Here is an 11,868-nt window from a genome sequence, read left to right on the forward strand (position 1 = left end):
GCTGGGGGCGGGGGCGGCGGTGCTGACCGCGTCCCGGGTGGCGGCCTACCACCGGCGGGACCTGGACAGCGGGGTCGCGGCGATGGAGCAGGGCCTGACCCGCTACCACCGCTCGGCGGAGTACCAGGCGCGCACGGGGGACGCCCACGCGGCGGAGGAGTTCGTCACGGCGCTGGTCATGGGCACCGAGGAGCACCCCGCCGCGCGGGACGGGGCGCCCGGCGAGGTGCCGGTGGTGTTCGTCGACTGCGGGCACCCGCCGCCCTTCCTGATCGGCGCCGACGGCGGGGTGCGCGAGCTGTGCCCGGCGGAGCCCGGGCTGCCGCTGGGGCTCGGCGAGCTGGTGGACGCGCCCCGCTCCCGGCAGCAGGTCACGCTGCCCCCGGACTGCCGGGTGCTGGCCTGCACCGACGGGGTGACCGAGGCGCGCGGCCGGGACGGCGGCTTCTACCCGCTGGCCGAGCGGCTGGACGCGTGGGCGGCCCTGCCCACCCCGGAGCTGCTGGGGCGGCTGCGCGCGGACCTCGCCGCGCACACGGGCGGCCGGCTCCAGGACGACGTGGCGGTGCTGGTGGTGGAGCGGGCACCCGGGAACGGCACGGGCGCCGAGGGCGGGTGAGCGCGGCCGGCCGGTCAGCGGCGGAGGAGCTCGAACGCCACGCCCGGCCGGCCGCCGAACCGCTCGGCGACCCCCGCCATGGTGCCCGTCAGGAACGTCCGGCAGTAGTGCTCCGGATCCTCCCCGGTGAGCCCCGCGATATAGGTGCGGTGACAGAGCAGGGACGCGACGGCCCGCTCGAAACCGGCGCCCGCGTCGACGGCGTGGGTGGGGTGCGGGGAGCCGGCGACGGCCACGTACCGCACGCCGTTCCACGGCGGCAGGTCGTCCTCGACCAGGTCGGGGAAGATCCAGCGGTTGTCCGCGTCGGCGACGGCGTCCAGCGCGGCCCTGCCCACGGCCCGGTGGTCGGGGCTGTTCCAGTACCCGCCGGGCCAGGTGTCGTGGTGGTTGAGGGTCACCACCAGCTCCGGGCGGTGGCGGCGGATCGCGGCGGCGAACTCCCGGCGCAACGGCAGGCCGTACTCGATGACCCCGTCGATGTGCCCCAGGAACTCCACGCTCGTCACGCCGACGGCCGCCGCGCTCGCCCGCTGCTCCGCCTCGCGCAGGGGCGCGGCCTCGTTCGGGGAGAGGGAGTCGATGCCCGCCTCCCCGAAGGAGGCCAGCAGATAGGCGCACGAGCGGCCGTCGTCGGTCCAGGTGGCGAAGGCGGCCGAGGCGCCGTACTCCAGGTCGTCGGGGTGGGCGACGATCGCCAGGGCGCGGGTCCAGTCGGTGGGCATCTCGGCGAGGGGCGCGGTCATGACGGCAGCGTAGGCCGGTGGCGCCGTTCCTCTTCACTCTTCCTCGCGACACGCGGGAACCAGATGGACGCGCGGTCCGACTATCTGGTCCGGGTCCGCTGCAATGGCCCCGGTGAACGTCGAGCTTTATGGAGAGTTACTGATGCGCCCTCGTGCGTGGTGCGGTGTGCTGGCCGCTGTGGCCCTGTCGGCGACGGCCTGTGGTGGCGGTGGCAGTGAGACGGAGAAGGCCGACGGCGCCGGGGCGGCCGCCCCGGCACGGTCCGGCTTCCCGGTGACCGTCACCGACTGCATGGGGGCGCGGACGACGTTCGACGCGGCGCCCAAGAAGATCGTCACCAGCAACGCCGCCGGCCTGGAGCTGCTGATGTGGCTGGGCGCGGGCGACAAGGTCGCCGGCACGGGCTTCCCGCCCGGCAAGGGCGCGCTGCCGGAGCAGTACGGCGAGGCCGGGGCGAAGGTGCCGGTGCTGGGCAGGAGCGTGATCCCCAAGGAGAAGCTGCTCGGCTCGGGCGCCGACCTCTACGTGGACGCCTTCTCCTCCATGAAGAACATGGGCAAGATGGGCGACGCGCCCACGGCCGAGGAGTTCAAGGCGGCGGGCATCAAGCATGTCTTCCTGAAGTCCACGGCCTGCGCCTCCATGGCCAAGGCCCCCCGCACGGACCTCTCCGGCGTCGAGGCCGACGTCCAGGAGCTCGGCAAGGTCACGGGCGCCTCGGCCCGCGCGACCGAGCTGGTCGCGGGGATGCGCAAGAAGACGGACGAGGTCCGGGACGCGCTCAAGGACGTGCCGGCCGACAAGCGGCCCACGTACTTCCTCTTCGACTACGACGCGGGCACCAAGCAGCCGATGGCCGTGTGCAACCGCCAGGTGGCCAACGCCGTGATCGGCATGGCGGGCGGGCGGAACGTCTTCGCCGACTGCGACGGCGACTTCAAGCCCGTCGGCTGGGAGGACGTCGTGGCCAAGGACCCGGAGTGGATCCAGCTGGCCGTCCGCAACCGCGGCAGCGAGGAGGCCAACGCCAAGGCCTTCGACGAGGCCGCCGAGTTCCTCAAGACCTTCCCCGCGACGGCCGGCCTCAAGGCCGTCCAGGAGGGGCACTTCGTGCGCATCAACTCCGAGCGCACCACCATCGGCGGGGTGCGCAGCGCCGACACCGTGCGGGAGATCGCCCACACCCTCCACCCGGACCGGGTCAAGTAGATGACGGCGCTCGCCGCCGCCGGCACGGCGGAGGAGGAGGCGGAGCCGGGCGTCCGCACCGTGGGCGCCGGCTGGGTCTGCGCGGCCCTGGCCGTCGCGCTGGTGGCGGCGCTCGCCGCGTCCGTGTGCCTGGGCTCGACCCGGGTGCCGCTGGACGAGGTGTGGTCGGCGGTGGTGCGCGGGGTGAGCGGCCAGGAGCCCGCGCCCGGCACCCAGGACCTGATCGTCTGGCGGCTGCGGGTGCCGCGCGCGCTGCTGGCGGCCGTGGTGGGCGCGGGCCTGGGCCTGGTCGGCACGGCCGTCCAGGCCCTGGTCCGCAACCCGCTGGCGGACCCGTATCTGCTGGGCATCTCCAGCGGCGCGTCCCTGGGCGCGGTCGGGGCGCTCGTCCTGGGGGCGGGCGCGGGCGGGGCGCTGGGCGTCGGGCTGTCCTCGGCGGCGTTCGCCGGGGCGCTCGCCTCCTTCGCCCTGGTGTGGGCCTTCGCCCGGCGCGGGGGCGGCTTCCGGCCGCTGCGCCTGGTGCTGGCGGGGGTGGGCATCGGGCAGTTCCTGTCCGGCTTCACCCACTACCTGGTGCTCCAGGCGGGCGACGAACAGCGCACGCGCGGCGCGCTGTTCTGGCTGATGGGCTCCCTCGGCGGCGCCCAGTGGGCCACCCTCGCGCTGCCCGCGGCCGCCGTCGTGGCGGCCACGGCGGTCCTGCTGGCCCGCGCCCGGGCCCTCAACGCGATGCTGATGGGCGACGAGACGGCCGCGAGCCTGGGCGTCGACGTCACCCGGCTGCGGCGCGAGCTGTTCGTGGCCACGAGCCTGCTGACGGGCGTGCTGGTGTCGGTGTCCGGGGCGATCGGCTTCGTGGGCCTGATGGTCCCGCACGCCTGCCGGATGCTCGTGGGCGGCGACCACCGCCGGCTGCTTCCGGTGGCCGCGCTGTTCGGCGCCGTGCTGCTGACGGTCGTCGACCTGGTGGCCCGTACCGCCCTGCCCGACCAGGAGCTGCCGGTGGGCGTGGTCACCTCCCTCATCGGCGCGCCGACCCTGCTCTACCTGCTGGACCGACGTCTGGAGCGGCCATGAGGATCTCCGTCGAGGGCCTGGAGGTCCGGCTGTCCGGCCGGACGGTGGTCTCCGGGGTCGACCTGCTCGCCGCCGAGGGCGAGATCGCGGGCCTCGTGGGCCCCAACGGCAGCGGCAAGTCGACCGTGCTGCGCACGGTCTACCGGCACTTGCGCCCGCACGCGGGCCGGGTGCTGGTCGGCGGCACGGACATCCGGGAGCTGTCCGCCGCGGCCTCCGCCCGCCGGGTGGCGGCACTGCCCCAGGAGCGGGGCACGGACTTCGAGCTGTCGGTCCGCGAGGTCGTCGCCATGGGCCGCACTCCCTACAAGCGGGCCTTCGCCGGCGAGGACGCCGCCGACCGCGACGTGGTGGCCGAGGCCCTGACCCATGTGGGCATGGCCCACGCGGCGCGGCGCCGCTTCTCGGCGCTGTCCGGCGGTGAACGCCAGCGGGTCCTGCTGGCCCGCGCGCTGGCCCAGGCCCCCGAGGTGCTGGTGCTGGACGAGCCGACCAACCACCTGGACGTCCGCCACCAGGTGGAGCTGCTGACCCTGTTGCGCGCCCAGCGCCGCACCACCCTCCTCGCCCTCCACGACCTCAACGCGGCCGCCTCGGTCTGCGACCGTCTCCACGTCCTCCACGACGGCGCGGTGGTCGCCTCGGGCACCCCGCGCGAGGTCCTCACGGCCGAGCTGCTGGCGGAGGTGTTCGGGGTGCGGGCGGCGGTGGTGGAGCACCCGCTGACGGGCGATCCGTTGATCGCGTTCGACCACCGGGCGGCGGTGGGGGCGGATCTGACGACGGCCGGGTGAGGCGGGCCGGGCATCGGGCCCGGCCCGCCTCACGACGACAGCCCGCTACGGAGTCACGGCTACGGCACGATCGTCCAGCGCTGACGGGCGTCGTCGTTGCAGTTCTGGATCGTCACATAGGCCGGCGTACTCGATGTCCCGGCGCTGGGTGCCGGCGTTGTCGGCGCGGCTGGTGCTCAGCGCGGTGCCGTCGCGGTCGGACCGGCCGAAGGTGTCCAGGTAGAGGCCGTTCCACGCGCGCAGCCGGACCCGCCCGTCGCCCTTCTCCCACGTGCGCGCTTCCACCGCGCGGGAGTTGTCCCACCACTGCCGGGCTGTCGCCGCACGCGAGGGCCGCGACCGCCTGCTCGTTGCCCGCACCGGTCAGGCACAGCTCCGGCCGGACCGAGTTGTGCCGGCGCAGCGGGCCGCCGGGGGCACCCGGCACCGACCAGCAGTCCGGCCGTCAGGAGCACGGAGGTGAGGGTCGCGTTCAGCCGCCGCGGTCCACGCGGTCCGGGGCCAGAGCGTCAGCTCCCGTGGCCCAGCTCCCGCGCCATGACGGCACGGAAACCGCGCGCGGGCCGCCCGGTGAGGCGCCGGACGGTGTCGGTGACACGGTCCTCCGCCCCCTCGGCGATGGCCCGGTCCATGCCGGCCAGCATCGCCGCGAACTCCTCGGGCATCAGCGCGGCGAGCCGGTCGCGCAGCTCCTCGTAGGACAGCGGCCGGTGGACCACGGGCCGGCCGGTGACCTCCGTGACGACCGCGGCGACGTCGTCGTGGCTGAGCGCCTCGGGTCCGGTGAGGACGAGGTCGGTGTCGGGGGCGTGTTCGTCGGTCAGGGCGTGGACGGCCACGGCGGCGATGTCCTCGGCGTCGACGAAGCCGACCCGGCCGGTCCCGGCGGCGGTCAGGATGACGCCGTCGGCCCGGATGCTCCGGGCGTGGAGGTGGTCGCCGGTGAAGTTCTGCATGAACCAGGACGGCCGCAGCACCGCCCACTCGTCGAAGATGCCCGGCAGCGCCCGGTGCACCTGCCCCACGGCGGGCCCGCCCTCCGGGATGGAGGAGGCGCTCAGCAGCACCGCGCGCCGCACGCCGGCGGCGCGGGCCCGGCGCAGGAAGGGCAGCACGACGGCCGCGGGATCGGGATCGCCCACGGGCGGGATCACATGGACGCGGTCGGCGCCGTCGAGGGCGGCGGCGTGGGTGCCGGGGTCGTACCAGTCGAAGCGGACCGGCTCGGCCCCGGCCACCGGCGTGCCCTTGCGGCTGGCCGCCCTGACCGCGTGGCCGGCGGCCGTCAGCCGTGCGACGGTGCGACTGCCGGTGGTCCCGGTGGCGCCGATGACGAGCGTGGTGCCGGTGACCGGAGAAGCGTCAACGGCCGAAGAGGCGCGGGCAGTGGTCGTCATCGGCTGCTGCTCATGGCGAAGTCGACGCCGGGTTCGAGGACGGCGAGGGGGTTCCAGTAGTCACGGTAGGAGGTGAAACGCCCGTCCTCGACGGTGACGACGGCGATGTACGTCATGTCGAACGGGCGGCCGGTACGCACCAGCCGGCCGACGCCGCGCATCTCGGCCACGATGGTCCGCGGGTCGGCGGTCGGGTGGATCCGCAGGTCGGCCTCGGGGAAGTCGTGCAGGTCGATGTGGTCGGGATAGGGGCGCATGTAGTCGGCGATCGCCGCCCTCCCGTCCAGCCTCCGGGGCCGGCCCGGGGGCGCGAACGGGAACTCCATCACCCCGTCCTCGGCCCACAGGCCGACCCAGCCGGGCGTGTCCTTGGCGAGCAGGAGTCGCAGGCCGTGGCGGTACAGCTCCGCCGGAGAGATCGATACGGGTACGGGTACGGGCGCGGGTACGGACATGGGTATCCTCCGTCTCATAGAATGCGGACCCTGGGTCCGCTTCAACGATACGGACCCGTGGTCCGCTTTTCAATCGGAGGAACCGCGTGGCCGAGCCCGAGCCCGAACGCAGGACCCGCAAGGACGCCGCCCGCAACCGGCAGGCCGTCCTGGAGACCGCCGACGCCCTCTTCGCCCGGTCCGAGAGCCCCGAGGACCTCACGATGGCCGACATCGCGACGGCGGCCGGCGTCGGCAAGGGAACGCTCTTCCGCGCCTTCGGCGACCGCGCCGGCCTGCTGCGCGCGCTGTACGAGGCCCGGCTCGAACCCATCCGCGAGGCCGCGGAATCGGGCCCGCCGCCCCTGGGGCCCGCCACCCCGCCGCAGGAGCGGGTGCCCGCCCTGCTCGATGCGATCCTGTGCTTCAAACTCGACAACCGCCGCCTGGCACTGGCCCTGGAGGAGAGCGGGAGCGGCGGCCTGTACCAGGCGGAGCACTACGAACGCTGGCACGGCCTGCTCCGGTCCGTGCTGGAGCGGATCCCCGGGATGACCGACCCGGACTTCACCGCCCACGCCCTGCTCGCCGCCACCCGGGCCGACCTCGTCGAGCGCCTGGCCGGCGGGGAAGACGCACAGCGCGAGCGGCTGCGGGCCCAACTGGCGAGCTACGCCGGACGGGTCGTGGCATCCCACCCGGCCCCCACCGGCCAGGACTGACCGGGCCGGCGGGGCTGCCGCCCGGCCTAGGCCAGGGCGCCGCAGTTCGTCTTGTAGCGGGCCACGACGTAGCCGTCGATCTCGCCGCCCCAGTCGACGCACTTGCCCTTGGCGTCCAGGTGGACCGGCCCCGCGTACGAGGTGAAGAAGCCGTACTGCTCCTGCTTGGACTTCAGGTCCTTGTCGCGCTGGATCCAGGAGCCCACCCACAGCGGCGAGCCGGCCGAGCCGTTCCGCTTGGTGACGACGCAGTTCTTGCCGGTGGTGGCGTTGTAGGCCAGGAAGACCGTCCCCCGATCCGGGATCGGGATCTGGTTGACCTGCTTGTATCCGGTGCCGCACTCCTGGTTGTACGCGGCTGCGGCGCGGGCCGGAGCGGCGACGGACGTCCCGGCGCCCGCCACCAGTGTGGTGACGGTCGTGGCGGCCGCGAGCAGCGCGGCTCCCGCGACGCGGGTACGTACAGCACGCTTCATGTGTCCTCCGTGGAGTCGCAATTCGCATGGTGCCGGTTGATCGATGGATGTACGCGGGACGGCCGTCCGTGCCCACACAGACACTCCACACCCCGAAGAGGTTGCGCGCCCCCTCATTCCCACCACGCAAACCGGCCACACGCCGCACGACCGCCCGCGCGCCTTGAATTCACGTCCGGTCGTCGGAGTAGATCACCAGCGTCTGTTCCGGCTGTTCGGCCAGGTGGAAGGCGGTGTAGGCGAATTCGGTCACCCCGCGTCCCGGGGGCCGCAGCCGTTTCCGTCCGCTGTGCCGGACCTGCACGTCGTACCGCGGCCACCAGGCACGCGCTTCAGGGCTGTTCGCGTTCAGCTCGTCGACCAGCCGGGTGTACCGGAGGTCGCCCGGGTGCCGTCCGGCCAGTGTCCTCAGCCGGGCGAGCAGGCCGCGCGCCTCGGGCTCCCAGTCGACCAGGACGGTCCGGGCGGCCGGTTCGAGGAAGACCCAGCGGGCGAAGTTCGCCGGCCGGTCCGCCGCCGCGGTGAGGCGCGGGAACAACTCGTCGGCCGCCTGATTGAGGCTGAGTACGTCGTAGTTGCCGCCGATGATGTACGCCGGATGCGGCTAGAGCAGGAGCGGTACGGCCGCCACCTCGGCGGCGAGCGGCTCGGATTCCCCGGTTCCGGCCGCGGGCGCGTGACCGGCGAGTTCGAAGAGATGGCCGCGCTCGTTCCGGTCGAGCCGCAGCGCCGAGGCGAGGGCGTCGAGCACCTGGTCCGAGGCGCGGATGTCCCGGCCCTGCTCCAGGTAGGTGTACCAAGTGGCGCTGATCCCGGCGAGCAACGCGAGTTCTTCCCGGCGCAGGCCCGGCGTCCGCCGCCGGCCGGTGCCCGGCAGCCCGACCTGATCAGGGGTGATCCGCTCTCTGCGACTGCGGAGGAACGCACCCAGCTCACGGCGCTGATTCGGCTGCGTCTGCATAAAGGATGGCACCTCTGGTTCCAGAATAAACCGGCTCTGGATACCAGGCTAAGCGCCGCCCAGACTGGTTCCCGGCTACCGGTCATCCGGAAAAGGCCGGAAAAGGAAAGAGGAAGACAACGTGTCGGGAATCGACGGCAAGGTCGTGGCGATCACGGGGGCCGGCAGCGGCATCGGCGAGGCGGCGGCACTGCTGCTGGCCGAGCGGGGCGCGCGGCTCGTCCTGGGTGGGCGCCGGACCGAGCGCCTCGCGGAACTGGTGGCGCGGATCGAGAAAGCGGGTGGCACGGCCGTGCAGACCCGCACGGACGTCACCCGTCGGGATGACCTCCACAACCTGGTCGCACTGGCCGGCGAGCGATTCGGCCGGCTCGACGTGCTGGTCGGCAACGCCGGGCTCGGCACCATCTCGCCTCTGGACGATCTGCGGGTCGACGAGTGGGACCGGATGATCGACGTCAACGTCAAGGGCGTGCTGCACGGAATCGGCGCCGCGCTGCCGGTCTTCCGGGCCCAGGGCACGGGCCACTTCATCGCCATCGCCTCGACAGCCGCGTTCCGCGTCGTGCCGGCCATGGCGGTCTACGCCGGCACGAAGTTCGCGGTCCGCGCCATCCACGAGGGCTTGCGCCAGGAGGCCGGTGACTCCCTGCGGGTGACCACCGTCTCGCCCGGCGCGGTCGGCACCGCCTTCGCCGAGGCGTCGACGAATCCGCGGGTCCGGGCGCGGATCACGGAGATGCGGGACCGGATCGCGATCCCGCCCGAGGCGATCGCCCGGGCCATCGCGTTCGCCATCGAGCAGCCCGCGACCGTCGACGTGAACGAGATCGTCGTCCGGCCCACCGCCCAGAGCTGACCTCGCCCCCACTCCCCCGCTATTCCTCCGCTACTCGTCCGCGCCGGCCACGAAGTGGCTGGCCCGTCCGTCCCGGAGGACGACCCGCCCCAGCCGCTCGGCCTCCTCCCGCCGCACCAGCCGCGCCGTACCGTCCGGCATCCGCAGCACCGCCGTGTGCCACGGCGTGGCCCACGCGTCGTCCGCGTCCAGCAGCCGGATCCCGAACTTGGCGGAGCCGGGCCGCTGCGGATGGATGGACAGCCGCACGGACCGGGGGAAGTGGTCGGCGATGAGATCGCCCCACGCGCGGCTGCGGGCGATGACGCCATAGGCCCGCGCGCGGCACTCCCGCTGCAACGCCGACCGGCTGCCCTCGAAGTCCGCCGTGTCCTCCACCAGGAAACGGGTGATGCCCCGGTAGAGCCTGGCCGTCTCCAAGTCCGTACGCGTCAGGGTGCGCAGCGAGTCGAGCGGCGGCGCGTACGCCTCGACGACGAGGCGGCGCTTCTCGTCGTGCGGCAGATCGCCGTGGACCTGCCGCAGGTCGAAGGTGTCGAGGTGGGCGAGGCCCTCGCGCTCGATGAGGGCGCGCAGTTCGTCCCCGTAGGCGTCGATGTGCTCGTCCGGCACATGGATGAGGTCACCGAAGATGTGCCCGTCCGAGCAGATGACCAGGCGCGCGCCCGGCGCGTAGATCTCGCCGACGCGGTCGCAGAGCCGGTCGAGGAAGGCCAGGGAGAGCCGCTCGCCCTCGTCGGGGAGGTGGCCGAGGACCTTGGCCGGGTTGGGGGATTTACAGGGGAAACCGGGGAGCGTGAGGACTATCGGCTCGTCCGCGTCGGTGAACGCGCGTATCTGGGCGAGCTGTTCCGGGTGGTCGGCGGGGTCCGGGGAGGACGGCCCGGTGGTGCGGTGGAAGGGCAGGAGCAGCCGGAGGATCCGGGCTTCGAGGGAGGTCGCGGCCGCGAGGGCCGGGGAGGTCATGGCGGGTATCACGTGCGGGGCCACTTCAGGTCGCGGGGGCAAACGGGCATACGGGCACAGGCGTGGAGGTGGGCGCAGGCGTGTCAAAGGCGGCGGGCAGCGCGGCGGTGCCCCGGCCGAGGACGGCGGGGATCCACTCGAGCTCGTCGTCGGGCACGGCGAGCCGCAGCCCGGGCAGCCGGGCGATCAGCGTGCCGAGGGCGACCTGGAGTTCGATACGGGCGAGGGCGGCACCCGGGCAGAAGTGGGTGCCGTGACCGAAGGCCAGGTGGGGGCCCTGGGCCCGGTCGAGGTCGAGGACGTCGGGGTCGGGGAAGCGCTCGGGATCGCGGTTGGCGGCACAGAGGGAGACGATCACGGAGTCGCCGGCGGGGACGCGCGTGCCGTGCAGCTCGGCGTCCTCGGCGAGGAAGCGCCAGGTGGTGAGCTCGAAGGCGCTGTCGAGGCGCAGCAGTTCCTCGACGGCGCGCGGCAGGAGGGCGGGTTCGGCGCGCAGCCGCTCCAGGGCCTCCGGGTGGCGAGTGAGGGCCACCAGGGCGGTGGTGATCTGGTTGGTGACCGGTTCCTGGCCGGCCACGAGCAGCTGGAAGATCATGGAGTCGAGCTCCTCCGGGCTCAGCTCGCCCTCGTCGCGGGCGGTGACGAGCCGGGAGAGCAAGCCGTCCCCGGGGTGCTCACGCCGGTCGGCGACGACCTCGGCGATGTAGTCCTGGAGGCCGCGCAGCAGCGCCTCGTAGGCCGGGCGACCGGGGTCCGCGGGGCCGACGGGCGCGACGACCTTGCCCCACTCGCGGCGGAAGCGGGTCGCGAGGTGCGGGGGCAGGCCGATGACCTCGGCGAGGACCTGGAAGGGGAAACGGGCGGCGAAGCACCGCACGAGATCGACGGACCCGGCTTCGGCCGGCATCGCGTCGACGAGCGCGTCGGCCATCTCCTGGAAACGCGGCCGCAGCGCCTCCATCCGCCGTGGCGCGAAAGCATCGGTGATCAGACGGCGCATGGCGGTGTGCTTCGGCGCGTCCTGGTGGAGGAGGTGGACCTGGAGCTGGGAGTGCTGGGGCTCCGGCATGATCGAGGCGCGGGCGCGCCAGCGGTCGTTGCCGAGCGCGTGGTTCTTGCCCAGCCGGGGGTCGGCGAGGGTCCGCTGCGCGGCGGCGTGCCCGGTGACCAGCCAGGCGGTGACCCCGCTGGGGAAGAGCACCCGGTGGATGGGGCCGGCCTCGCGCATCCGCGCGTACAGCGGGTACGGATCGCGCTTGTACTCGGGGCCGTAGAGGGGCACGGGATCGGGCAGCGGCACGGTGGGAGTCTCCTCGCGAAGTGATGGACCGTTGAAGGAGTCGTACGCTTCCGAGGGTGAGTTCCCGGCCATTTCGGCGAGGGGCGCGCCGGGTTCGGTGAGGGGGCCTCGATCTCCGGGTAGTCGGGCGCGGGGGCACTCTGGTTCCCGGCCGGGAAAGGGACAATCCTCACGCGCCGGGAAGTGGCCGAAGCGCCCGGGCGCGGGCTCGCGCCGTGTCACGATGCGGCGATGACCGCACGTCTGGCACGCCCCCCGCTCCGCCCCCGCCCTTACGCCTGTCCCTTATACCCATCTCCGAGCCCCC

The 11,868-nt window shown here is 73.7% G+C and carries 13 protein-coding genes and 1 pseudogene; 6 read left to right on the forward strand and 8 right to left on the reverse strand.

Annotated features, from left to right (window positions below; translation table 11 throughout):
* On the forward strand, positions 1 to 619 hold a 619-nt coding region (locus K6I33_RS23055; protein WP_229356250.1), incomplete at its 5' end, for a PP2C family protein-serine/threonine phosphatase.
* Positions 620 to 633: 14 nt separating this feature from the next.
* Here K6I33_RS23055 and K6I33_RS23060 read toward each other — a convergent pair.
* Positions 634 to 1,365, reverse strand: a complete 732-nt coding sequence (locus K6I33_RS23060; protein ID WP_229356252.1) for a PIG-L deacetylase family protein — start codon at positions 1,363 to 1,365, stop codon at positions 634 to 636.
* A gap of 142 nt (positions 1,366 to 1,507) precedes the next feature.
* Between K6I33_RS23060 and K6I33_RS23065 the strand changes: the two genes are divergently transcribed.
* From K6I33_RS23065 to K6I33_RS23075, 3 genes are read left to right on the forward strand one after another with little or no spacing between them, the layout of a single operon-like run.
* Complete coding sequence (locus K6I33_RS23065) at positions 1,508 to 2,575, forward strand: ABC transporter substrate-binding protein (RefSeq protein ID WP_229356259.1); 1,068 nt, start codon at positions 1,508 to 1,510, stop codon at positions 2,573 to 2,575.
* On the forward strand, positions 2,576 to 3,652 hold the full coding sequence (locus tag K6I33_RS23070) for an iron ABC transporter permease (protein WP_229356261.1): 1,077 nt from the start codon (positions 2,576 to 2,578) through the stop codon (positions 3,650 to 3,652).
* A complete protein-coding gene (locus tag K6I33_RS23075; RefSeq protein WP_229356263.1) occupies positions 3,649 to 4,446 on the forward strand; it encodes an ABC transporter ATP-binding protein in 798 nt (265 codons plus the stop codon). The genes K6I33_RS23070 and K6I33_RS23075 overlap by 4 nt, the downstream gene beginning before the upstream one ends.
* A 45-nt stretch (positions 4,447 to 4,491) precedes the next feature.
* Here the strand turns inward: K6I33_RS23075 and K6I33_RS23080 are convergent, their stop codons facing one another.
* From K6I33_RS23080 to K6I33_RS23090, 3 genes are all read right to left on the reverse strand, one after another.
* Positions 4,492 to 4,731: a hypothetical protein gene (locus K6I33_RS23080; RefSeq protein ID WP_229356266.1), complete on the reverse strand. Its 240-nt coding sequence runs from the start codon at positions 4,729 to 4,731 to the stop codon at positions 4,492 to 4,494.
* Positions 4,732 to 4,955: 224 nt separating this feature from the next.
* On the reverse strand, positions 4,956 to 5,843 hold the full coding sequence (locus K6I33_RS23085; protein ID WP_229356268.1) for an NAD(P)H-binding protein: 888 nt from the start codon (positions 5,841 to 5,843) through the stop codon (positions 4,956 to 4,958).
* Positions 5,840 to 6,298: a nuclear transport factor 2 family protein gene (locus K6I33_RS23090; RefSeq protein ID WP_229356270.1), complete on the reverse strand. Its 459-nt coding sequence runs from the start codon at positions 6,296 to 6,298 to the stop codon at positions 5,840 to 5,842. Before K6I33_RS23090 ends, K6I33_RS23085 begins: the two co-directional genes overlap by 4 nt.
* 86 nt (positions 6,299 to 6,384) lie before the next feature.
* Here K6I33_RS23090 and K6I33_RS23095 point away from each other — a divergent pair, with 86 nt between their 5' ends.
* On the forward strand, positions 6,385 to 6,999 hold the full coding sequence (locus K6I33_RS23095; RefSeq protein WP_229356272.1) for a TetR/AcrR family transcriptional regulator: 615 nt from the start codon (positions 6,385 to 6,387) through the stop codon (positions 6,997 to 6,999).
* A gap of 26 nt (positions 7,000 to 7,025) precedes the next feature.
* Here the strand turns inward: K6I33_RS23095 and K6I33_RS23100 are convergent, their stop codons facing one another.
* A complete protein-coding gene (locus K6I33_RS23100) occupies positions 7,026 to 7,475 on the reverse strand; it encodes a spore-associated protein A (protein WP_229356274.1) in 450 nt (149 codons plus the stop codon).
* Between the two features lie 169 nt (positions 7,476 to 7,644).
* Positions 7,645 to 8,436: pseudogene (locus K6I33_RS23105) on the reverse strand (helix-turn-helix transcriptional regulator).
* Between the two features lie 121 nt (positions 8,437 to 8,557).
* Here K6I33_RS23105 and K6I33_RS23110 point away from each other — a divergent pair.
* Positions 8,558 to 9,295, forward strand: a complete 738-nt coding sequence (locus K6I33_RS23110; RefSeq protein WP_229356276.1) for an SDR family oxidoreductase — start codon at positions 8,558 to 8,560, stop codon at positions 9,293 to 9,295.
* Between the two features lie 30 nt (positions 9,296 to 9,325).
* Here the strand turns inward: K6I33_RS23110 and K6I33_RS23115 are convergent, their stop codons facing one another.
* Both K6I33_RS23115 and K6I33_RS23120 read right to left on the reverse strand, forming a co-directional pair.
* On the reverse strand, positions 9,326 to 10,261 hold the full coding sequence (locus K6I33_RS23115) for an L-tyrosine/L-tryptophan isonitrile synthase family protein (protein ID WP_229356278.1): 936 nt from the start codon (positions 10,259 to 10,261) through the stop codon (positions 9,326 to 9,328).
* Between the two features lie 25 nt (positions 10,262 to 10,286).
* A complete protein-coding gene (locus K6I33_RS23120; RefSeq protein WP_229356280.1) occupies positions 10,287 to 11,561 on the reverse strand; it encodes a cytochrome P450 in 1,275 nt (424 codons plus the stop codon).
* Positions 11,562 to 11,868 lie beyond the last annotated feature (307 nt).

It is taken from the genome of Streptomyces sp. UNOB3_S3 (assembly GCF_020740895.1).
GTDB lineage: Bacteria > Actinomycetota > Actinomycetes > Streptomycetales > Streptomycetaceae > Streptomyces.